This window comes from Pseudomonas sp. S3_A09, from assembly GCF_054668065.1.
Genome location: NZ_CP162752.1, coordinates 3,923,316 through 3,945,921, shown reverse-complemented (window position 1 = coordinate 3,945,921; position 22,606 = coordinate 3,923,316). Strand labels below are relative to the sequence as shown.

The window sequence follows — 22,606 nt, the reverse complement described above, 5'->3', positions numbered from 1 at the left end:
GGCGCCGGATGGATTCCGGCGCCGTTGAAAAGGAGCAACACCATGAAAAAAATCATCCTCCTGGGCCTGACTGCCCTGCTCGGAGCCTGCCAATCCATGAACCCCGCCCCCAAAGCCAGCCTCGACGGCGAAGTGTTCTATCTGCAACGCATCGCCCTGCCGCCCACCGCGACCTTGAGCGTCAGCCTGCAGGACGTGTCGCTGATGGATGCGCCGGCCGTGACCCTGGCTGAGCAGAAAGGCCCGGTCAAAGGCCAGGTGCCGCTGCCGTTTCACCTGAGCTATGACCCGGCGCAAGTCAAACCTGGCCACACTTATTCGGTGAGCGCTCGCATCGAAGTGGATGGCAAGCTACTGTTTATCACCACCGAACGGCACGCTGTGCAGCTCAATGGCCAAGACGCGCAACCCCTGCGCCTGCGGGTTGATGCTGTCGCCCACTGATAGTCTCCAGAACTTAAGCCAGATTAAAAAGGAAGCGCCCATGCTCCGTAACTCCCTTCGTTTCACTACCCTGTGTGCCGGCCTGCTGCTCGGTGCCAACGCCATGGCCCTGGACTTGAGCAGCCTGTCCCAGGGCGACGCCAGTGGCGGCCTCAAGGACGCCCTGACCCAAGGCGCGCAGATCGCCGTGAAGCAACTGGGCGTACCGGGTGGTTTCAGCAACAACCCGGAAGTGAAGATCGGTCTGCCTGGCAAGCTGGGCAAAGTCGCCGACAAACTGAAAATGTTCGGCATGGGTGACCAGGTGACCCAGTTGGAAACCAGCATGAACAAGGCCGCCGAAACCGCCGTGACCCAGGCCCAGCCGATCCTGGTCAACGCCGTGAAGAACATGAGCGTGACTGACGCCAAGGGCATCCTCAGTGGTGGCCAGGACTCGGCCACCCAGTACCTGAACAAAAGCAGCCGCGAACAGATCCGCGCCAAGTTCTTGCCGATCGTCAAGGCCGCGACCGACAAGGTCGGCGTCGCCCAGCAATACAATGCCCTGGCCGGCAAAGCCGCTGCCTTTGGCGCAGTGGACGCCAAGAGCGCCAACGTCGAAAACTACGTGACCGAACAGGCGCTGGATGGGTTGTTCAAGATGATTGCAAAGCAGGAAGAAACCATTCGCGAGAACCCTGCGGCCGCCGCGACCAGCCTGGCGAAGAAAGTCTTCGGCGCACTGTAAAACCGGGAATGAATCCAGGCAGGTGTGGGGGGCTCACCTGCCCGGTTCCAAGCAGTTCTTCTACGATCAGAAGAACTTTCCTAAACCAAAACCACCGAATGCGATCATGCCTAGGGGCATCACACCGAAGCCTATGGTCATACTCTTGTTGGGCTTGCAAGCGTCCTTGCAAGGATCCTTGCAAGGGTTGGTAGGCTTGGCAGGTTCAGGCTTGCTAGGCCCGCAAGGATTACAACCCCAGCTCGACTTAGACGCGCTGATATTGATATTAAGCATTCCCATAAGCACTCCTTGAATCATTGAATTGAAGCGTCCACCAACAGGCGTGAACCCTGATTGGCGAAAGACCTGACAATCAGGTAATCAATGAGTGGCCCCACACCTTGGAAGCGTTCCCGCCTCCGCATCCCCTTTGTGAAAAACCCTACGACAACTCTTTACCCAGCCTGTGGTTTGACCCGGAACCATGCTGCGTACAAGGCCGGCAAAAACAACAGCGTCAGCGCCGTCGCCACAATCAGACCGCCCATGATGGCCACGGCCATTGGCCCGAAGAACACACTGCGTGACAGTGGGATCATGGCCAGCACTGCTGCGAGGGCTGTCAGCACAATCGGGCGGAAGCGTCGGACCGTGGCTTCGATAATCGCCTGCCAGGGCGCCAGGCCCGCCTTGATGTCCTGTTCAATCTGGTCGACCAGAATCACCGAGTTGCGCATGATCATCCCGGACAGCGCGATGGTGCCCAGCATGGCCACGAAGCCGAACGGCTGGCGGAATACCAGCAGGAACAGCGTCACGCCAATCAGGCCCAGCGGCGCTGTCAGGAACACCATCGCAGTGCGTGAGAAACTGCGCAGTTGCAGCATCAACAGGGTCAGCACCACCACGATAAACAATGGCACGCCGGCTTTGACCGAGTTCTGGCCACGGGCGGAATCTTCCACCGTACCGCCGACATCCAGCAGGTAACCATCCGGCAGTTCAGCACGCACGCCTTCAAGGGTCGGCAGGATCTGCTGGACCAGCGTCGCCGGCTGCTCCTTGCCATAGATGTCCGCGCGAATGGTCACCGTGGGCAGACGGTTGCGGTGCCAGATGATGCCTTCTTCAAAACCGTATTCGAGGGTGGCGATCTGCGACAGTGCTACGCTTTTGCCATTGTCGGTCGGCACCGCCAGGCTGGGCAGCAGCGACAGTTCGGTGCGTTCATGCACGGTGCCGCGCAGGAGGATTTCGATCAACTCGTTGTCCTCGCGGTACTGGCTGACGCTGGAACCGGTCAACGAGCTCTGCAGGAATTTCGACAGGTTGGCCGTGCTCACGCCGAGGGCGCGGGCGCGGTCCTGATCGATATTGAGGTAGACGATCTTGCTCGGCTCTTCCCAGTCGAGGTGCACGTTGGCCACGTGGGGATTTTCGCGAACCTTCACCGCGACTTTCCGAGCCAGGGCGCGGACTTCCTCGATATGTTCGCCAGTCACGCGGAACTGCACCGGATAGCCCACAGGCGGGCCGTTCTCCAGGCGTGTGACCCGTGAGCGCAGGTCAGGGAACTGTTCGTTCAGGGTTTGGATCAGCCAGGTGCGCAGGCTTTCGCGCTCCTCGATGGTTTTGGCCAGCACGACAAACTGGGCAAAGCTGGCGGCCGGCAGTTGTTGGTCCAGCGGCAAGTAGAAACGCGGCGAACCGGTGCCGACGTAGGCCACGTAGTTGTCGATGCCCGCGTGTTCCTTGAGCAAGGCTTCCAGGCGCTTGACCTGGTCGGCGGTGTTGCTCAGGGAGGCGCCTTCCGCCAGCTTCAGATCCACCATCAGCTCCAGACGGCCAGATGCCGGGAAGAACTGCTGCGGCACAAAACGGAACAGCGCCACCGAGCCGATAAACAGCAGCAGGGTGAGGACGATCACGGTTTTGCGCCGGCGCACGCACCACTCCACCATGCGTCTTACGCGCTGATAGAAGGGTGTGCCGTAGGGATCCGGCCCATCGGTGCCGTGCTTGGCCGCATGAATCTTCGCCAGGTCCGGCAGGAGCTTTTCCCCCAGGTAGGGCACGAACACCACCGCAGCCACCCAGGAGGCGAGCAACGCAATGGTCACTACCTGAAAGATCGAACGGGTGTATTCGCCAGTGCTCGATTGCGCGGTGGCAATCGGCAGGAAGCCCGCTGCGGTGATCAGCGTACCGGTGAGCATCGGGAACGCGGTGCTGGTCCAGGCGAAACTCGCGGCCTTGAGCCGGTCGTAACCTTGCTCCATTTTGATCGCCATCATTTCCACGGCGATGATCGCGTCGTCCACCAACAAACCCAACGCCAGCACCAGAGCGCCGAGGGAAATCTTGTGCAAGCCGATGCCGAGGTAGTACATGGTGGCAAACGTCATCGCCAGCACCAGCGGAATCGCCAGGGCCACTACCATGCCGGTACGCACACCGAGGGAGAAGAAGCTCACCAGCAACACGATGGCCAGTGCTTCGGCCAGCACTTGCACGAATTCGCCGACGCTGGTTTTCACCGCTGCCGGTTGGTCTGACACCTTGCGCAGCTCCATGCCGGCCGGAAGGTTCTTCTGCAGGCGTGCGAATTCACCTTCCAGGGCTTTACCCAACACCAGAATGTCGCCGCCATCACGCATGGCCACGGCCAGACCGATCGCGTCTGCCCCCATGTAGCGCATGCGCGGTGCCGGTGGGTCGTTGAAGCCGCGGTGGATGTCGGCTACGTCGCCGATGCGGAAGGTACGGTCGCCCACGCGAATCGGGAAGTTGCGGATTTCTTCCACCGTCTTGAAGTTACCCGACACGCGCAGTTGCACACGTTCGCTCGGGGTTTCAAAGAAACCGGCCGTGGAAACAGCATTCTGCTCCTGCAACGCCTGCTGGACTGCCGCCAGCGGTAAACCGAGGGTCGCCAGCTTGAGGTTGGACAGTTCGATCCAGATTTTTTCGTCCTGTAGGCCTAGCAGCTCGACCTTGCCCACATCCGCCACGCGCTGCAGCTGAATCTGGATACGGTCGGCGTAGTCCTTGAGTACGGCGTAGTCAAAGCCGTCGCCGGTCAGGGCATAGATATTGCCGAAGGTGGTGCCGAACTCATCATTGAAAAACGGCCCCTGGATATCCGGCGGCAAGGTCTGGCGGATATCGCTGATCTTCTTGCGCACCTGGTACCACAGCTCAGGAATCTGCGCTGAATGCATGGAGTCACGGGCGATAAAGGTGACCTGGGATTCGCCGGGGCGCGAGAACGAGACGATGCGCTCGTACTCACCGGTTTCCATGAGTTTTTTCTCGATGCGCTCGGTGACTTGCCGCGACACTTCCTGGGCCGTGGCGCCAGGCCAATTGGTCTTGATCACCATGGCCTTGAAGGTGAACGGCGGGTCTTCGCTTTGTCCCAGCTTGGAGTAGGACAAGGTGCCAACCACTGCCAGCAGGATCATCAGGAAAAGAACGATCTGGCGATTACGCAACGCCCATTCGGAAAGATTGAAACCCATCGGGGACTACTCCTTGGCCGCCAGATTCACCACACGGTTGGAGCGATCCACCGGGCGCACCTGCTGGCCCTCGTGGAGCACATGCACACCCGCAGCAATGACCCAATCCGTAGGGCTTAACCCTTCCAGTACCGGTACGGTTTTTTCACCGAAAGCACCGATGCGTACCGGTGTGCGCTTAAGGGTATTGTCGGGCTGCACACGCCAGACGTAGGACGCACCGTTCTCCGCACTGAGAGCCGACAGTGGGACCGAGAGAGGAATATCGCCGTCGACCTGTATGAATACACGTGCGCTCTGGCCCAGTTCCGCCGGGACTTTGCCGCCGGTGAATGCCACGCGGGCAGCAAACGTACGCGACTTTGGATCGGCGGCCGGTGACAGTTCACGAATGCGGCCGGTGAAGCGCTGGTCAGGCTGGCTCCACAGCTCGACCGACACCGGCTGGCCGATCTTGAAACGGCCAAAACCCTGCTCCGGCAGGCTGATCAGCACTTCGCGCTCGCCATCGGTCGCCAAGGTAAACACGGTCTGGCCGGCGGACACCACCTGGCCAACTTCTACCGCACGCTTGGCCACCACCCCATCCTGTGGCGCACGCAGCACCGCATAGCCGGCCTGGTTGCTGGCCACGTCGAACTCGGCCTTGATCTGCTTGAGACGAGCAACACCGGCTCGGTAGAGATTTTCGGAATTGTCGTACTGGGAGCGGCTGACCATCTGACGGTCCATCAGGGTCTTGTAGCGGTCACGCTCGGCGCGCACCAGGCTCAGGTTGGCCTCGGCGGCGGCGACTTGGGCACGGGTGGCTTCCAGTTGCAGGCGCACATCTTGCGGGTCGAGTTCGGCCAGCGCCTGGTTGGCCTTGACCCGCTCGCCCTCTTCCACTAACCGCTTGCTGACTTTGCCACCGATGCGAAAGGCCAGGTCCGGTTCATAACGGGCGCGCACTTCACCGGGGTAGCTGTCCATCGACTGTGAAGAAGGTTGTGGCTGCACCACCATGGCCGGACGGATGGTGGTCTGGGCCGCTTCTTCATGGCCGCATCCGGCCAACAGGAAGACCAGACTGACAGGCAACGCAAAGGGCAGGAAAGTACTGCGCATGCTGTAGGACCTTTCGCAAATGGAGCTAAGAATAATTATACTGGCGGGTATGTTATTAATACCAAACTCACCAGTCCAGTATTAAAGGTGAAAATGTCCGACAATCCTGTGAACACCAATAGCCCCGGGCGTCCCAAGGACATGGCAAAACGCCAGGCAATCCTCGAAGCGGCGAAAATCCTGTTTTTGAGCAATGGCTACGCCAGTACCAGCATGGATGCCGTGGCCCTTGAGGCCGGCGTGTCGAAACTGACCGTGTACAGCCACTTCAACGATAAAGAGACCTTGTTCACCGCCGCGGTGGTGGCCAAGTGCGAAGAACAACTGCCGGTGATGTACTTCGAGCTGCCTGCGGGCATGCCCGTGGAGACTGTGTTGCTGAATATCGCGCGGGGGTTCCACCGCCTGATCAACAGCGAGGAGTCGGTCAACCTGCATCGCCTGATGATGACTACTGGCAATCAGGACGTGAAACTCTCGCAGATCTTCTTCGAGGCGGGCCCGATGCGCATGTTGCAAGGCATGGAGCGCCTGCTTGGCAAAATCGACCAGAGCGGCGCCCTGAGCATCGACAAACCGTTCACGGCAGCCGAGCACTTCTTCTGCCTGCTCAAGGGCACGGCGAACTTTTGCTTGCTGTATGGCTGCGGCGGGCAACTGAGCGAAGAAGCTGCCGAAGCCCATGTGCAGGACGTGGTGGGGTTGTTTATGCGGGCTTATCGGCCCTGAATCTTCATTGACCTTAAGGGCCTCATCGCAGGCAAGCCAGCCCCCACATTTTCGACCGATTTACACCTGACAGGGCTCGGGCGACTATCAGGCCGTCATGGGAGCAAGCTCCCTCGCCACGGGCCCAGCGCCACACCGACAAGTGTGTAGACATCTATGCGGCGATGAGGGCCTCAAACCTAAAGCAGCTTCAGGGTTTGAGGGCTTTCTTGGGGTAGATGTCATACCGGCTGGACTTGCCATCCAGCGCATGGCTCGGCTTGGGCCCGTCAATGCACGGTGCCTTGCGCGGGCGCTTCACCACCACGCGGTGGCTGGCCAGGGCCAGGGCCGCAGCCAACAGCGCCGGCGCGTCCGGATCATCGCCCACCAGCGGTCGGAACAGGCGCATTTCCTTCTTCACCAGGGCGGTTTTCTCACGGTGCGGGAACATCGGGTCGAGGTAGATCACCTGGGGCGGCTCGCCTTCCCAGTTGAGCATCACGTCGATGGAGTTGCCCTTGAGCAACTTCATGCGCGCCACAATCGGTGCCACCTCAAAATCATCCGCGCCACGTGCCAAACCATCTTCGAGCAAGGCGCCGATCAACGGTTGGCGCTCGATCAGGCTCATCTCGCAGCCCAAGCTGGCCAGCACAAAAGCGTCCTTGCCCAGGCCGGCTGTGGCGTCCAGCACCCTGGGGCGCACGCCTTGGGCGATGCCCACGGCCTTGGCGATCATCTGCCCGCTGCCACCACCGTACAGGCGCCGGTGCGCTGCCCCGCCTTCGACAAAGTCCACCCGCACCGGTCCAGGCGCGTCGGGCCCGAGCTGTTGCAGCTGTAGGCCGTGTTCCCCCACTTGCAAGGAAAAGTCCGCATCCGCCACGTGCATCGGCAAACCCAGCAGTGACGCCCACTGTTCGGCACGGCCCTGGAAACCTTCGCCCAAGGCCTCGACCTGGATGCGGCTAGCCGCTGGTTGTTCGCTCATCAATCACTACGCTCAAAAATATTAAGGATCGGCAAACAGCGGCCGATAAAAACAACAGTCAGGTATTTTGCCAGAGCTGAGCGTCGACCGAGAAAAATGTCAGACATTCTTCCCCTAACCATCGGTGTACTGCCGACCCATAACCACTACGGCCTGCGCAATACTCAAGCGCTGGCCGGGGTGAGTCATGTGTGGCAGGACTTCTTCGCCCGTGCATTGGCCGAGCAGCTCGGCGATACGCCGGACGCGCTGGCTGTGCAGGCGCCGGTACCGGCGGATCCAGCGGTAGAGCCCAGCGAAGGCGCCGATCTGTTGGCGCAGATCCTCACCCAGCGCGAATGCGATGTGAGAGACACCGAGATTGCCCCACCGGAACCGCTGTTCCTGCCAATCGCCGAGCTCGAGACCGACTTGCTGCCACCCGCCGCCCCGCCGTTCCCTGAAGAAGAAATCGTCGCCCAGCAGCGCCAGCAGAACTTCGAAAGCGGTTGGGTGCGCCCGATCGTGCTGACCGCCGGCCAACCATTACCGGAGCCTGGCCCGGCGCCGGAGCCACGCCCACTGCACCTGCCTATCGCCGAGTTCGAACTCGACCTGCTGCCGCCCGCTGCCACGCCGTACCCGACCGAAGAACTGGTTGCGCAACAAAAGGCGCTGGACTTCGACTACTACTGGGCTCGCCCGCTGGTCACCCAAAACCTGCGTCTGGCCGCCTGACACTCAGCGACACACCCACCAACGCCCCATATCCAGATGAAAATGGTTGCGGTGCGCGGCGTTGTAGTCCGGGCTCAGTACCACGTTGAAATCATCGCAGGCGCTATCGCGGACCTCTCGCAAGAACCGCGCCTTCTCCCCCTCCCCCGGCCAATCCCTGAGCACGCTGACAGTGCGACCGTCCGCCAGGCGGAAACCGGCAATGTCCAGGGCATTGGCCGACGCATGCTGGCTGAGTCGCCCTTCGGCGCGGTTATACATATTGCGGCAGGCAAAGCTGCCTAGATGATCGACCCGCGTCACCGCCTGGCCGAACACCGCCTGGGCCGCCGGTTGCAGGCTGTGGCGCTCGAACAGCGCGAATGCCACCGCCAGCGGGCAACTGGCGAGAAAACTGCTGCTGAGTCCAACTGCCGCCCCCTGAACGCGCAAAGTATTGCGCAGCGGACACGCGGCATCGGCGGGCGTATCGGCTTGATGGCTGACGCGCAGGCCCGAGGTTACCAGCACCTGGTCGCACAACGCCGGGTCATCCTGCAGACGCCCCAGCTTGTAGCGCGTCAACAGATTCGGGCTAGCGCGCACATCCAACGGTGCCCACGGGTTCCAATCGGCCGGCAGCGGCACCCAGCCACGCCAAACGCCAACGGCACAGGCGCCGGCCAGGATCAGCAACACGCCTGTCACTTTGAAAAAACTCACCCCTTAGCCCTTGAAGAAATGATTGGCCTGCCTGAACGGCATCTTGCGCTCGGTAAAGGTGAACGTGCCCAGTTCGTACACTTCCTGGGCTGCGCGATAGAACTCACCATAGGCAGCCAACGCCAGGGCCGAGCCGACGCTGATGCGCCGCACACCCATCGCGCTGAGCTGCGCGACGCTGAGGTTCAAGCCGCCGGACATCAATACGTTCACCGGTTTGGGCGCCACCGCCTTGACCACCGCCAGCACTTCCTCGGCACTGCGCAGGGCCGGCGCATACAGCACGTCGGCACCGGCTTCGGCGTAGGCTTGCAGGCGGCGGATGGTGTCGGGTAAATCCAGGCGACCATGCAGGAGATTTTCCGCGCGGGCGGTCAGGGTAAAGGGAAATGGCAAGCTACGCGCGGCGGCCACCGCAGCTTCGACGCGCTCCACGGACAGGTCGAAAGGATAGATCGGGTCAGCGGCAATGCCCGTCGCGTCTTCGATGGAACCGCCGACGATACCGGTGGCAGCGGCACGCAGGATGGTCTGGGCGCAGCCTTTCGGGGTGTCGCTGAAGCCGTTCTCCAGATCCGCCGATACCGGCAACGCCGTGGCCTTGGCAATCATGCTGGCATTGATCAGGGTGTCTTCCAGGGACAACGCCCCTTCCGCATCCGGGCGCGCCAGGCTGAACGCGTAGCCCGCACTGGTGGTGGCGAGGGCTTCGAACCCCAGGCTGGCCAGCATCACGGCAGAGCCTGCATCCCACGGGTTGGGCATCACGAACGCACGGTCACGCTCATGCAGGGCCTTGAAGGTTTCGGCGCGAAGGGTTTGGGCATCCATGTCTGGCTCCTGGCGGGGAAAGGAGCCCTAGAGTAACCCCAGTTGCTCCACGGCGGGGGCACGATCCAGCACAGGTAAGGCTGGCAGACCGGGCAGACGCGCCATCAACTGGTCATGAAAACGCAGGGCCAGTTGGGCGGCGAGGCGGTTATCCGAGGTGTGCAGGAATACGTAGGGGGTGCGGCCTTCTTCGATCCAACCTGCGACTTTTTCCACCCAAGGCACCAGAAACGGATCGTTGGCTTCCAGTTCGGGATGACCGATAAAACGCACCTGAGGAAACTGCGTCAGTGCCGCCGGCCGGGGGGCACCTTGGGTTTTTTCGACTGGGCGTGCAGTACGGCAGCCGATGTAGAGGTGCAACTGAACAACGCGCGCGGGTCCAGGCAGATACGCTCCACGCCCCGATCCCGTAACAAGCGGTTAAGCATGCGCTCCGCGTCGCCTTTGGCGAAGAACGCCTGATGGCGTACTTCCACCGCCAGGGGCCGCTCCAAACCATCAATGAAACCTGCCAACTCCCCCAGACGCTGCGGTGTGAACGTCGCGGGCAGCTGCAACCACAGCGGCGATACGCGCTCACCCAATGGGCTCATCAAGCCGACAAAGCTTTCCGCAGCCGGTAGCTGTTCAATCAGGTTGCCGCTGTGGCTGATATCACCGGGAAACTTGGCCGTGAAACGGAAATCGTCGGGCATGATCTCAGCCCAGCGTTGCACCGTGGCGGTCGATGGACGGGCATAGAACGTGGTGTTGCCTTCAACGGCGTTGAAGACCTGGGCGTAAAGCGCAAGGTAGTCGCTGGAACGGGCATCGGCGGGGTACAGGTACTCGCGCCAGGCGTTTTCACTCCAGGACGGGCAACCGAGGTAGTAAGGCAGACGCATCAGATGTGGATGTCGAGGCCCAGCACTTCCATATCCCATTCGACAAAACCGGCGGTGGTCAGGTAGCTGGCCAGGGCGGTGGCGACGCTTTTGCTCATGGAGCGCGGGAAGACCATGTCTTGCTGACGGGCGGGAAGACCACTGATGCGTGCTTGAGCGTTGGCCTGCGCGTCGGACTGGACCTCGATGAAGTCCGGCGAATCCTCGACGGACTCGTCTACCGTGACGTTTGCCTTACGCGGCTTGCGCTTGATCGGGTAGGACTGTGAGGAAAAGCCATCAATACGCATGGGCGCGAACTCGCTATCAGTAATGGCATTTTGGCAGCATCATCCATGGTGCGCAAATGCTCTGGTGATAACTAGAACACATAATTTGAAAAAGGTTTTAAATCGGGGGCAAATTCTGACGATTGGTGAAGTTAGCCCCAAACTGCCATCATTTTTGGCGTCAAGTAATCCCGCGTTCGGCCTTGGTCTGCGCCACTTTATCGCGCAGGTACACAGGTGCAGCCTGGTCTGCAGGAATCGCCTCGCCGCGTTCGAACGCGAAGCGCGCGAGGGTCAACAAGTCTTCAGCGTGGGGCAACATCGCCGCATCCTGGCCCACCAACGGCACAGCGATGCGCTCGCCATAACCCCAGCCGGTGCCAGCACCGAACCAGTCGCCGCTGGCATCGACAGGCAATACCGATGACTCCGGTGCCTGCACGGCTTCCACACCGACCAGGCGCATTTCACCCGCTGTTTCGCGGTAGCAGCCCCAATAGACTTCATCCATACGCGCATCGATGGCCGCTGCCACCTGCTGGGCGCCGTGTTCACGCAAGGCGCGCTGTGCCAGCATGGCAAGGTTGGACACCGGCAGCACCGGGCGCTCCAGGGCGAACGCCAGGCCCTGCACCACGCCGATGGCGATACGCACACCGGTAAACGCACCCGGGCCACGGCCGAAGGCGATGGCATCTACCGCTGCCAGCGTAGTGCCGGCGTCTTCCAGCAGTTGCTTGATCATCGGCAACAGCTTCTGCGCATGCAGGCGCGGGATCACCTCGTAGTGGCTCGTTACCTTGCCATCGTGCAGCAAGGCAACGGAGCAAGCTTCAGTCGCGGTGTCCAGGGCCAGCAGGGTGCTCATCGGTGTAGGTGTCCAAGTCGAAAAAAAGTGCGCCAGTATAAACAACAACGGCCCGCAAGCGGGCCGTTATCCATGTAGCCGGCAGAGCGATCAGCTGAGTGCTTGCAGCACTTTGGCGGTGATCGCTTCAACCGAGCCGACGCCAGGAATGTGGCTGTACTTCGGCTTGCCCTGGGCGGCGGACAGCTTCTGGTAGAAATCCACCAGCGGCTTGGTCTGGGAATGGTAGACCGACAGGCGATGACGCACGGTTTCTTCGGTGTCGTCCTTGCGCTGCACCAGGTCTTCGCCGGTCACATCGTCCTTGCCTTCCACCTTTGGCGGGTTGTAGACGGTGTGATACACGCGGCCAGAGGCTTCGTGAACGCGACGACCGGCAATACGCTGGACGATCTCTTCATCTTCCACCGCGATTTCAACCACGGCATCCAGCTCAACGCCGGCCTTCACCAGGGCTTCAGCCTGGGGAATGGTGCGTGGGAAGCCGTCGAACAGGAAACCGTTCTTGCAGTCTTCCTGGCTGATGCGTTCCTTGACCAGGTTGATGATCAAGTCATCGGAAACCAGGCCACCGCTGTCCATCACGCTCTTGGCGATCAGGCCCAGCTCGGTACCAGCCTTGACGGCCGCACGCAGCATGTCGCCGGTGGAGATTTGTGGAATGCCGAATTTTTCAGTGATGAACTTTGCCTGAGTACCTTTACCGGCCCCGGGAGCTCCCAGCAGAATGACGCGCATCGATGTGCTCCTCAATTTTTTATATAGAGATGACGCTCGGATTCGCCGCGTGGGGGCAAATCTCGTAGAAGTGTGGCTCGTAAAAATAGAATTCGGGCCGCCCAAACGGCCAAAGGCTGATCAAGATACACAGCAGGCCTTAACCACACAAGCCGCCAAAAGTCGCAGGAACCCGCGCAGCGCTTACGTCATAGGTAGGGTGTGCCTGGGTGCAACCCGGCCCCATAAACGCCGGCCGCCCGTTTCAGGGCGGCCGCCGTGGTTTATCTGCAAGCTATTGAGAACACGCAAAAAACCCTAGCCAGTGTTACGCAAACCAGCGGCGATACCGGCCACGGAGACCAGCAGCGCCTGTTCCAGAGGGCTGTCCTGTGCCGCTTCCTGCTGGCGTGAGCGCGCCAGCAACTCGGCCTGCAGCAAGTGCAAGGGGTCAAGGTAGGTGTTGCGCAATCGGATGAACTCCAGGGTGTCCGGGCTATGGGCCAACAGTTGCGACTGGCCGGTCAGGCCAAGCACCACGCTGCACGCCTGCGACAATAGGTCGCGCAGATGTGCACCCAATGGCAGCAGGTCCGGCTGCACCAGGCGCTCGTCATACAGGCGGGCGATATCGGCATCGGCTTTGGCCAGCACCATTTCCAACATGTCGATGCGGGTACGGAAGAACGGCCACTGCTCGCGCATCTGCCCCAGCAGCTCGCCTTCTCCGCGTTCCAGCGCCTTGCTCAGCGCCGCCTCCCACCCGAGCCAGGCCGGCAGCATCAGGCGAGTCTGGGTCCAGCCGAAGATCCAGGGAATCGCACGCAAGCTTTCAATTCCACCCGCACGGCGTTTGGCCGGGCGACTGCCCAGAGGCAAACGACCCAGCTCCTGTTCCGGCGTGGATTGGCGGAAATACTCGACGAACTGCGGATTTTCCCGCACCACGGCGCGGTAAGCGCTGACACCGTCTGCCGCCAATTCATCCATCAAATGGCGCCAGGCCGGCTCTGGCGGCGGTGGTGGCAGCAGGGTCGCTTCCAATACCGCAGCCAGATAGAGATTGAGGTTCTGCTCGGCGATATCCGGCAGGCCGAACTTGAAGCGGATCATCTCGCCCTGTTCGGTGGTGCGGAACCGCCCCGCCACCGAACCCGGTGGCTGCGACAGGATCGCAGCGTGGGCCGGGCCGCCGCCACGGCCAACGGTGCCGCCCCGACCGTGGAACAACAGCAGCTCCACCTGCTGCTCACGGCAGATATCCACCAGCCGTTCCTGCGCGCGGTACTGTGCCCAGGCTGCCGCGGTAGTGCCGGCGTCCTTGGCCGAGTCCGAGTAGCCGATCATCACTTCCTGCGGCCCTTGCAAACGCGTGCGATAGCCCGGCAACAGCAACAGTTGCTCGATCACCGGGCCGGCGTTATCCAGGTCGGCCAGGGTTTCGAACAGCGGCACCACACGCATCGGCCGTTGCACGCCCGACTCTTTAAGCAACAGTTGCACCGCAAGCACGTCCGAGGCAGCGCCGGCCATGGAGATGACATAAGAGCCCAACGATGCAGCCGGTGCGGCGGCGATTTCCTTACAGGTGTTGAGCACCTCGGCAGTGTCCGCCGACGGCTTGAAATAGCCCGGCAGCAGGGGTCTACGGTTAGCCAGTTCCTTCATCAGGAAACTGATACGGGCCTCTTCGTCCCAGTCCTCGTACCGACCCAGGCCGAGGTAATCGGTGATTTCCGTCATGGCAGCCGAATGGCGACTGGAATCCTGACGCACATCCAGACGCACCAGGAACAGCCCGAACGTCACCGCCCGACGCAGGCAGTCGAGCAACGGGCCGTCGGCAATCACCCCCATGCCGCACGCGTGTAGCGAGTGATAGCACAGCTCCAGCGGCTCCAGCAGGTCACGGTTGTTCTGCAATACGTCGGCCGGCGCCGGGGTACTGCTGCTCAACGCGGTATGCGCCCATTGGCGCGTCGCCCGCAGGCGCTCGCGCAGTTGCTTGAGCAAGGCGCGATAAGGTTCGACGCTATCACCGACCTTGGCCTGCAACGCCGGGCTGGCTTGCTGCATCGACAGCTCGGAGGCCAAGTGGTCGATATCGCGCAGGTAGAGGTCGGCAGCCATCCAACGCGCCAACAGTAAGACTTCACGGGTGACCGGCGCCGTGACATTCGGGTTGCCGTCACGGTCGCCGCCCATCCACGAGGCAAAGCGGATCGGCGCGGCTTCCAGGGGCAAGCGCAAACCGGTGGCGGCATGCAGCGCCTGATCGGCCTTGCGCAGATAATTGGGAATCGCGTGCCACAGCGAATGCTCGATCACCGCAAAGCCCCACTTGGCTTCGTCCACCGGCGTAGGCCGGGTGCGGCGGATTTCTTCGGTGTGCCAGGCCTCGGCGATCAAGCGTTGCAGGCGCTGGCGGATCTGCTCGCGCTCTGCGGTGGTGAGGTCGCGGTGATCCTGCGCCGCCAGTTGGGCGGCGATGGCATCGTATTTCTGGATCAGGGTGCGACGCGCCACTTCGGTAGGGTGGGCGGTGAGCACCAGTTCGATCTCCAGGCGCCCCAACTGGCGGGCCAGGGATTCGTTGCTGTGGCCTTCGCTTTGCAGGCGCGCCAGCAACTCGGGCAATACGCGGGACTCGAACGGTGCCGGCTGGGACTCATCACGCCGGTGGATCAGTTGGTACTGCTCGGCGATGTTGGCCAGGTTGAGAAACTGGTTGAACGCCCGTGCTACCGGCAACAGTTCATTTTCCTGCAACTGGTTGAGGCGGGTGCTCAGCTCATCCCCGGCCCCCCGACGGTCCGCCTTGGCACCTTTGCGGATCTGCTCGATCTTGTCGAGGAAATCGTCGCCGTACTGCTCTCGAATGGTGTTGCCCAACAGCTCACCCAGCAGGTGAACATCCTCACGCAAGCGTGCATCGATATCACTCATCAGCCAATCTCCAGCCAGAAATCCGGGACGCGCAGGTTTGCCAGAGTGCCGCCAGCATCAATTTATGACAAGACTTTAAACCTTGTGAGTTGCGGCTAGTCTCAAGGTTAAGTCGTCGCGTTTATCCACGCAGGCGACTGGACACTCATCACCGCCTGCTAAACGCGGGCTTCATTGAGGTTGCCATGAAAATTCGAGAACTGGCCCAGCACTGGGAAGAGAACGCCAAGGGTCGCCTGACCAAGACCGAATACGCCATCCATCTGGATATGGAGTCCGCCGCGCGGCTGGCGGCCATTACCGAGATGTACCCCAAACGCCACCCTGAAGAATTGCTCGGTGAGTTGATCGGTGCCGCCCTTGAAGAGCTGGAAGCCAGCTTCCCTTACATCAAGGGCCAGCAGGTGATTGCCACCGATGAAGAAGGCGATCCGCTGTACGAAGAAAGCGAGCACGCAATAGGAAAAACTCAAGATCTCTTGAAAGCCGCGTAGAACGTGGGTTAGCGATCATTTCAGCGAACCTTGAGTGGTAAAGATAGTCACAGATTTACGAACACATCTAGCCAAGCCGGAGATACCCCATGGACACCTTCAAGACCATGCTCAGCAACTGGGAAAACAAGGCTCACGAAACCTCGAAGCTTGTTGAAATCACACTGACCATTCGCCAACAAGACCTAGTGAAAATCAAGGCGTTTGCGGAAGCCTATGGCCTAGATCAAAGCATCATCACGGAAGGTCTGATTCACTCTGCTATAAAAGAAGCGGAAACAGCCATGCCCTACGTCAAAGGGTCTGAGGTGATCCGAGTTGAGGAAGGTGAAGAGGTTTATGCAGATGTCGGCAAGACACCTGCATTTGTCGAAGCGGAGATTAAGATTTTCAAATCTATGAACACTCAGCAGGAATAGCTATCAATCTGGATTTTGGGCGGCTTCGGCTTCGGCTTCGGCAGCTTCCTTCTTTTCCTTCTGAATTTTTTTCAATTCTCTTAGATACAATGGTTCATAAGACATGAATTTACTCATTCGTAGCTTATTCAGGGCAGTCGTTTCCGAAAGCTCTTTCAAAGCCTCAAATGTTTTAATGAAAATATCTCTGTATATCAAAGCATCATCTTGATTAGAGAAAGAAGTATTACCGAGTTTGAGTAACAATCGAGCATGAAAACTAAAAGCGTGATCATTCAAGGATGAAAAATAATTATAGAAGTCATTACCATCTTTGCTAGCAAGCCCCTTGATAATCTCATAGCTATTATTAGGGTTTTCAAATGCAGCCTGCATAAACTCAGAAAAGCTACCTTTGAACACCAAGCCATCAAAGAAATCTTCTAAAGACTGTCTGACATAGGAATTAGAAGGCCATTGAATGATATCGTCTATATCAGTAACACCATGCCTTGGATAAACCTCAGAAAAGAATTTATCAATCACTGGCTGTATTTCAGCATCCCGACCAAGGCCATAATATAGAAAAGCAACCGAATCAAGGTCTTCTAAGGAGAACTTGTCAAGACCTACCTTAATGGCGTTTTCAAATGCTATGAGAACCTCAGACTCGTTATCCTGAAATGATGAATTATAAATCTTCCAAGCATCACGAAGCAGAGCCACGTCCTTATTGTGTCGAATTTCCTGCTCAATTTCCTCTACAACCTTCTTTATCAAATCTTCGTCAGCGTAGCCTTTTTTCACAAGATTTATGATAGCCAAATCAAATTCACTGCATCTTATGAAACCATACTCTTGAAGAAACGTAGTTTTTTCGGCTTCTATTCTTATAGCCTCATCATCTTCATTTGTAGAATCAGAATCGGGTAAAGAAGTACGCCGGAACTGACCATGAGCAATGATAAAGTCTAGATCGACCTTTGAAGCGTCACCACCATATTTAGCTAAAATAGCCAATGGCAGAACAAGCAATGCCTTCTCAATTATGTGCTCGTTGCACCCCTGCAATGTTTTCTCAATCAACCCTACGAAAAAGTCAATTTTTTTCAGCAACCTTATATTGTTGATTTCGAGCTTCGTAACATTTTCAGCCAGAGTGCTGTGAAAGAAACTTCCAGAACCAAAAACAAGTTTAACCGACTCATCTATTGAAGGATTGAAGGTCACTTCATAGTCAAATACTTTCTCATGATAAGAGAAGAAATCATCACCGGATTTTAAGGTGCCGTCATTGAGCAGCATCACGACGCGGCAGTTTTTGCTTTCCACCAGAAGCGAGATTAAACCAAGCACCTCCCTATCATGCAGCCCTGACCCTTTCCGCTCAAAATCGTCTAGACAGATAAGCGTGTCAGTCACACGAATAAATTGAAGGCTTTCAACCATAGGCCCAATACCTTTAACGCCCAATGCTGATACATCATTGAACAACGATGAGCCTTTACGCATCCATCCTGCAAATCGACCTGAAATATCTTTAAGGTTTTCTTCAAACGAGCTTTCATCAGAAGCGATATGGGCACGTTCCCGGTAAACTTTGTTTTCGTAGATTGATTTCTTCAAGTCCTTCAGGCTGTTCAGACCAAAAAGAGAAACGTAAGAATAATTACGTTTATGAAACGAGTCACGGCTTTGAAGCACAACCTGTTTCCAGAGATGTGTCTTGCCGGTCCCCCAATCTCCTTTGAGAACGATAGCTCTATCTTTTTCGCCTTTAACGAAATCGACCAGAGCCGCCTTAACTTTACTTACTGACATCAGTTACCCCGGTCTTGTCATCATCCTTAATGAATAAAGGATATTTTTGTGGCTGTTGAATAATAATGTATTTAACAAGTTTCTGACTAAGAGCTTCGTCCAACGCATTTTGAAAATTAGAAATGGAATGAAGGGGCGATTCATCAACGAGCAAAGATCGCCAATGTATATTATTTTCGGCATCAGACTTTTTTAGCTTCAACAAAGTTTCTATTGCTCTATGTGCGACATTCCCAACCTCGGAACGCACAGTAAAACTTTGCATAATAGTTTCATCGTCAACCTCAGTATTCTCATCTAGCTCACAGGTATTTAATATTGAAAGAGTCCTAGGTGAGAACGTGTAATTTTTGTCACCATTGTAGTCCTGCAAATAAATATCTTCTATCCTAGTTTTCCAAGTTTCTGTATCGCCATCGCTTTCATGAATTTCATCTTTCCTGAATTTCAGGTGCAGCCCCACACCGTCACCTAGTTGGTAATGCATGTCACCCGCTAGCAAACTCATCAAGCTATTCGACAAAGCTGAAAAGAAGTTGACTCGATAGTTTTTATTAAATCTCTCAAATAGAGAAATATCGAAAAGCGTCCAAATGCTGTGATGCTTCCACGCAAACAATATTGGTATATCCAGTAACTCACCGTACTTTATTAGTTTTTCCCTATCTCTCGCTCTGAGAGTTAGGTTTTTGTCCTGCTTAGTTTTTACTTCAATCAAAACTTTGTATTGATTATTATCCGTGTTGAAAACGGCCAGCAAATCGGGAACCTGATAGGTTTCTCGGGAAGATTTTGGAATTTGCTGTTGATCCAATTTATGGACAAGCGAACACTTCCCAAGCCAGCTACAGATAACGGCGAATTCATCCTCAGCCGGTAGCCCTAGGTCGAGACGCTTCACACGCTGAATGACTTCTTCGGGATTCTCCCACCCGCTCTGTTCAAGTGCTTCATGAAGAACCCGACTCCGATCCATCAGCATAAGCTCATCCATGTATAACGTCCTCATCACTGCAAAGCAGCGGAATTTCATCGGGAGCAATGGAAATTACCGAATCACTAGAATGATTTGCTCTTCCAATACACCACAGAGATTGGCGGTCGTCTTCTCTAATACTTGAGAAGAAAACCAAATCGAAACTTGATACTTTTTTCGACATCCTAGGCAATCTAATGGTATTTCCAAAGAAATCTATTATAGGAGATTTAGCAATCGTAACTTCAGTCTGTTCTTCCGAACAGAAAATTTTGATTGCCCTGCTTTCTGTATCATCAATACGGGCTGTGAATATACTCTCCCCGTAGTCGAGCTTGCGAATTACATCACCTTTGAAAAGCTGGGCGTAGAGTTCGATATATCGTTCATCCTGCAGCGTCAAGTCTAAGTTTTTCAATCTGAGCTGTTCAGGGATTTTCGAGGCAATAATTCTAGAGCACTCAGCAACCTCTACTATTTTTTTCAATCGAGCAAAAATCTCAGTGTAGTCACCATACGTCCCATCCCAAAGACGCATTGGTTCACCGTCAAGGACTATTTCAACTGAAATCCTAGACTTTGGATATTTTACAACGAAGTCATAGGCTCGTTTGATACGGTGATAATGCCTTAAACTATTGAACGGCTGCCCTAACCAACCAGCAACGTCGAACGTATAGGTTGCGTCTACCTTGTAGCGGTCATGAATGAAATACCGATAAGTCAAGAATCCGTCTAAAGCAGCACCTTCAATATCAAATTGTTTTGAACCCTTCCCCATGAATGATTCAGTAGCAGCAAGCTCGAATTCCGCATCATCACTGACAAAATAGATACACGTTTCTAGTCGTCGTTTACTGGGAGTGAGCGTCAGCGTTCCCCCAACAATCACTTCATTAAGGTGTTCAAATAGTTTAGATCCTACGAATTTGAAATCCTTTGTAGGTATGTGAATAGGCTCCCCCACTTCAGTCATGACTTGCCATGCCTGATCAGCAGAAGCATTGGCCTCATCATCATTAAAAACTATCTGAATTGCTGGTGCAGGGTCAGCGACCGGAACCAACTGATGCACGACAGAACCGCTTGTGGCAGTGACGACAACCTTAAAGTTTGGATCGATACTATTTATTGATTCTTCATAGCCTTCTACGACTGCCGAGACATCGAAATTTGCTGGACTACCTGCCTTCGTAATCAGGAAGTGGGTTGCTTCAAGAATCCCCGCACGAATTTCAGCTTTGGCTTCAAATGGTGCCATAGGCACTACACCGACCAGCCTAGACACGTAGACCTGATGACGGGCCTTCATTTCTTTCAAATGAGCGACTGTGTGAAACGTCTCTTCGTTGTCGATGAGCTTGGAGCACGAGTAGCACATCCAGATACCATTATCGAAATGTCTTCTCTGAGCTTTCGTTTGGTTTGGGTCATATCGCTTGGCACCCGGCCCACTCGCAGCCGCACAAATGTGTGCAGCGACACCAATGCTATTTTTCCTGTCACCAGCATCTGTGGAGCCAATCGTGAAGACATGGCAACGCGAACAGAGGTTCGCCGCTCTCACAAGCAGCTCAATCTTAGTCACATCAGAAAAGTCGTCGCGGGTGCTTACGCTGATTCCTTCTTCAACAACCTTTGGTGCTCTGTTCTTCCGTGGTGCCATCGTTCATAACTCGCTATCGTATGAGCGGAATCCTGTACAGGCGTTTTAACATCGAACGCTCAAGCACACCAAGTAATGGTGCTGGGATTGCCGCCCGGATACGACCACCACCCTCGACCGATTTGGACTGAGCTGGATTGTGAGGGACAACCTCGGCCACGAAATTTTCCTTTGTATAACCTATATCCGAGGACGTCGGCCCTACCCCACGCTTTCTGACGCTGTCTCGCCGCTATCTGCATGATTTGTCGGCGAGCACTGACGAACAGAAACACTGACACCCTTACCAACCCCCTGTATTCCGGGCTCCTGACGGGCCCGGCGTACCACTGCGCAACGCAGAAGTTCCAATTTTTTATGCTGACCAATCAGTCAGATATTTTTTTAGGCAAATCGCCATCTTCTCTGAACTTTTGAAAAAAGCCTCCGGTCACAGCCAGTAAGCCATCACTTGGAACGGTCGTTTTAAAGGGCAATTTGTGCACCAGTGCCAGCCCCGCCGCCGCAGACCAGTGACATGGATTTTAATGTTTTTCAGGAGTTATCCAATGGAGTTGAAGACGATGAAGACCAGCACTGCCAAATCCTCGTTTAACCACCTGCGCGGGCTTAAATTGGCCGCGCTGGCAATCGGCACCAGCTTCGTCCTGGCGGGCTGCGCCGGCAACCCTCCGACCGAGCAGTACGCGGTCACCCAGTCCGCCGTGAACAGCGCCGTCAGCGCTGGCGGCACTGAGTACGCGGCTGTGGAAATGAAGTCGGCCCAGGACAAGCTCAAAGAAGCCGAAATTGCCATGCACGACAAGAACTACGACAAAGCTCGCCAGTTGGCTGAACAAGCCGAGTGGGACGCTCGCGTCGCAGAACGCAAGGCTCAAGCCGCCAAGGCTGAACAGGCTGTGAAGGATTCCCAGAAGGCTGTTGATGAGTTGCGTAAGGAAGGCATGCGTCCGGCTGCTATCCAGCAGAAGTAAGACGCTTCCTGTGACCAAATCGCACCTGATATCGAATTGAAAGGACGACACGACTATGCGTAAACAATTGATGATCCCTGCCCTGCTGGCGATGAGCGTTGCACTGGCGGCCTGCTCCACCCCGCCAAACGCGAACCTGGAAAATGCACGGACCAACTTCTCGTCCCTGCAGACCAACCCGCAAGCCACTAAGCTCGCGGCCCTGGAAACCAAGGACGCCAGCGAATGGCTGGACAAGGCTGACAAGGCCTACCGCGACAAGGAAGACGAGAAGAAAGTCGACCAACTGGCTTACCTGACCAACCAGCGCGTTGAAGTGGCCAAAAACACCATCGTGCTGCGTGAATCCGAAGCCAAGCTGAAAAACGCTGGCGACGAGCGTGCCCGCGCCTTGCTGGATGCCCGCGATGCGCAGATCAAGCAACTGCAGGACAGCCTGAACGCCAAGCAGACCGATCGCGGTACGCTGGTGACCTTCGGTGACGTGCTGTTCGCCACCAACAAATCTGACCTGAAATCCAGCGGCCTGGTGAACATCACCAAACTGGCTCAGTTCCTGCGCGACAACCCGGATCGCAAAGTGATCGTCGAAGGCTACACCGACAGCACCGGTTCCGATTCGTACAACCAGAGCCTGTCCGAGCGTCGTGCGGCTTCGGTACAACGCGCACTGGCTCAACAAGGCGTGGATATCTCGCGCATCGTGACCCAGGGCTACGGCAAGGAATACCCGGTTGCCGACAACGGCAGCGTGTCGGGCCGAGCCATGAACCGTCGCGTTGAAGTGACTATCTCCAACGACAACCAGCCGGTCAAGCCACGGTCTTCCGTTGCTAACTGATTGATTGGCATTG

The 22,606-nt window shown here is 56.8% G+C and carries 20 protein-coding genes and 2 pseudogenes; 9 read left to right on the top strand and 13 right to left on the bottom strand.

Annotation, left to right across the window (positions count from 1 at the left end; translation table 11 throughout):
* Window positions 1-42 precede the first annotated feature (42 nt).
* Together AB4N92_RS18370 and AB4N92_RS18365 are read left to right on the top strand one after the other, a co-directional pair.
* Window positions 43-444: a YbaY family lipoprotein gene (locus AB4N92_RS18370; protein WP_010212599.1), complete on the top strand. Its 402-nt coding sequence runs from the start codon at window positions 43-45 to the stop codon at window positions 442-444.
* A gap of 40 nt (window positions 445-484) precedes the next feature.
* The gene (locus AB4N92_RS18365; protein WP_021492437.1) at window positions 485-1,174 is read left to right on the top strand and encodes a DUF4197 domain-containing protein; all 690 of its coding nucleotides are present in this window, start codon (window positions 485-487) and stop codon (window positions 1,172-1,174) included.
* 437 nt (window positions 1,175-1,611) lie between these two features.
* Here the strand turns inward: AB4N92_RS18365 and AB4N92_RS18360 are convergent, their stop codons facing one another.
* Both AB4N92_RS18360 and AB4N92_RS18355 read right to left on the bottom strand, forming a co-directional pair.
* Window positions 1,612-4,677 (bottom strand): efflux RND transporter permease subunit, encoded by a 3,066-nt coding sequence (locus AB4N92_RS18360; protein WP_010212605.1) that lies wholly within the window; start codon window positions 4,675-4,677, stop codon window positions 1,612-1,614.
* A 6-nt stretch (window positions 4,678-4,683) separates the two neighbouring features.
* Window positions 4,684-5,784 carry an efflux RND transporter periplasmic adaptor subunit gene (locus tag AB4N92_RS18355; protein WP_021492439.1) on the bottom strand — a complete coding sequence of 367 codons (1,101 nt, stop codon included), beginning with the start codon at window positions 5,782-5,784 and terminating at the stop codon, window positions 4,684-4,686.
* 93 nt (window positions 5,785-5,877) lie between these two features.
* On the opposite strand from AB4N92_RS18355, the gene AB4N92_RS18350 reads away from it, so the two are divergent.
* Entirely contained in the window at window positions 5,878-6,513 is a 636-nt protein-coding gene (locus tag AB4N92_RS18350) for a TetR/AcrR family transcriptional regulator (RefSeq protein WP_010212608.1), read from the top strand.
* A gap of 190 nt (window positions 6,514-6,703) precedes the next feature.
* Here the strand turns inward: AB4N92_RS18350 and AB4N92_RS18345 are convergent, their stop codons facing one another.
* Window positions 6,704-7,486: a class I SAM-dependent methyltransferase gene (locus AB4N92_RS18345; RefSeq protein WP_021492440.1), complete on the bottom strand. Its 783-nt coding sequence runs from the start codon at window positions 7,484-7,486 to the stop codon at window positions 6,704-6,706.
* Between the two features lie 96 nt (window positions 7,487-7,582).
* On the opposite strand from AB4N92_RS18345, the gene AB4N92_RS18340 reads away from it, so the two are divergent.
* Window positions 7,583-8,203, top strand: a complete 621-nt coding sequence (locus tag AB4N92_RS18340) for a hypothetical protein (protein ID WP_010212611.1) — start codon at window positions 7,583-7,585, stop codon at window positions 8,201-8,203.
* 3 nt (window positions 8,204-8,206) lie between these two features.
* Here AB4N92_RS18340 and AB4N92_RS18335 read toward each other — a convergent pair whose 3' ends face one another.
* From AB4N92_RS18335 to ppc, 7 genes and pseudogenes are all read right to left on the bottom strand, one after another.
* A complete protein-coding gene (locus tag AB4N92_RS18335) occupies window positions 8,207-8,905 on the bottom strand; it encodes an extensin-like domain-containing protein (protein WP_042571742.1) in 699 nt (232 codons plus the stop codon).
* Between the two features lie 3 nt (window positions 8,906-8,908).
* Window positions 8,909-9,736, bottom strand: coding sequence for an isocitrate lyase/PEP mutase family protein (locus AB4N92_RS18330; protein ID WP_236266962.1), 828 nt, complete (start codon window positions 9,734-9,736; stop codon window positions 8,909-8,911).
* A 27-nt stretch (window positions 9,737-9,763) separates the two neighbouring features.
* Window positions 9,764-10,623: pseudogene (locus AB4N92_RS18325) on the bottom strand (DUF72 domain-containing protein).
* Window positions 10,623-10,913: a hypothetical protein gene (locus tag AB4N92_RS18320; RefSeq protein ID WP_016979856.1), complete on the bottom strand. Its 291-nt coding sequence runs from the start codon at window positions 10,911-10,913 to the stop codon at window positions 10,623-10,625. The pseudogene AB4N92_RS18325 and the gene AB4N92_RS18320 overlap by 1 nt, the downstream one beginning before the upstream one ends.
* A gap of 160 nt (window positions 10,914-11,073) precedes the next feature.
* A complete protein-coding gene (gene tsaB / locus AB4N92_RS18315; protein WP_183701265.1) occupies window positions 11,074-11,760 on the bottom strand; it encodes a tRNA (adenosine(37)-N6)-threonylcarbamoyltransferase complex dimerization subunit type 1 TsaB in 687 nt (228 codons plus the stop codon).
* Between the two features lie 90 nt (window positions 11,761-11,850).
* Window positions 11,851-12,498 carry an adenylate kinase gene (adk, locus tag AB4N92_RS18310; protein ID WP_010212617.1) on the bottom strand — a complete coding sequence of 216 codons (648 nt, stop codon included), beginning with the start codon at window positions 12,496-12,498 and terminating at the stop codon, window positions 11,851-11,853.
* Window positions 12,499-12,795: 297 nt separating this feature from the next.
* Window positions 12,796-15,423, bottom strand: a complete 2,628-nt coding sequence (ppc, locus tag AB4N92_RS18305) for a phosphoenolpyruvate carboxylase (protein WP_021492445.1) — start codon at window positions 15,421-15,423, stop codon at window positions 12,796-12,798.
* A gap of 185 nt (window positions 15,424-15,608) precedes the next feature.
* Here ppc and AB4N92_RS18300 point away from each other — a divergent pair, with 185 nt between their 5' ends.
* Together AB4N92_RS18300 and AB4N92_RS18295 are read left to right on the top strand one after the other, a co-directional pair.
* Window positions 15,609-15,917, top strand: a complete 309-nt coding sequence (locus AB4N92_RS18300; RefSeq protein WP_329605862.1) for a hypothetical protein — start codon at window positions 15,609-15,611, stop codon at window positions 15,915-15,917.
* An 89-nt stretch (window positions 15,918-16,006) separates the two neighbouring features.
* Window positions 16,007-16,336, top strand: a complete 330-nt coding sequence (locus tag AB4N92_RS18295; RefSeq protein ID WP_177082023.1) for a hypothetical protein — start codon at window positions 16,007-16,009, stop codon at window positions 16,334-16,336.
* A 3-nt stretch (window positions 16,337-16,339) separates the two neighbouring features.
* On the opposite strand, the gene AB4N92_RS18290 is transcribed toward AB4N92_RS18295, so the two are convergent.
* The 3 genes from AB4N92_RS18290 to AB4N92_RS18280 are packed head-to-tail and all read right to left on the bottom strand — an operon-like array spanning window position 16,340 to window position 20,778.
* Window positions 16,340-18,136, bottom strand: coding sequence for a hypothetical protein (locus AB4N92_RS18290; RefSeq protein WP_236298205.1), 1,797 nt, complete (start codon window positions 18,134-18,136; stop codon window positions 16,340-16,342).
* On the bottom strand, window positions 18,123-19,130 hold the full coding sequence (locus AB4N92_RS18285) for a hypothetical protein (protein ID WP_236039967.1): 1,008 nt from the start codon (window positions 19,128-19,130) through the stop codon (window positions 18,123-18,125). The genes AB4N92_RS18290 and AB4N92_RS18285 overlap by 14 nt, the downstream gene beginning before the upstream one ends.
* A complete protein-coding gene (locus AB4N92_RS18280) occupies window positions 19,123-20,778 on the bottom strand; it encodes a hypothetical protein (RefSeq protein WP_236323570.1) in 1,656 nt (551 codons plus the stop codon). The genes AB4N92_RS18285 and AB4N92_RS18280 overlap by 8 nt, the downstream gene beginning before the upstream one ends.
* Before the next feature lie 179 nt (window positions 20,779-20,957).
* Between AB4N92_RS18280 and AB4N92_RS18275 the strand changes: the two are divergent.
* The 3 genes and pseudogenes from AB4N92_RS18275 to AB4N92_RS18265 all read left to right on the top strand — a co-directional run.
* Window positions 20,958-21,056 (top strand): annotated as a pseudogene (locus tag AB4N92_RS18275) (pilin assembly protein); the annotation flags it as partial.
* A 270-nt stretch (window positions 21,057-21,326) separates the two neighbouring features.
* Window positions 21,327-21,752: a DUF4398 domain-containing protein gene (locus AB4N92_RS18270; RefSeq protein ID WP_010212621.1), complete on the top strand. Its 426-nt coding sequence runs from the start codon at window positions 21,327-21,329 to the stop codon at window positions 21,750-21,752.
* A gap of 55 nt (window positions 21,753-21,807) precedes the next feature.
* On the top strand, window positions 21,808-22,593 hold the full coding sequence (locus AB4N92_RS18265) for an OmpA family protein (protein WP_236267190.1): 786 nt from the start codon (window positions 21,808-21,810) through the stop codon (window positions 22,591-22,593).
* The last annotated feature ends 13 nt before the right edge of the window (window positions 22,594-22,606 follow it).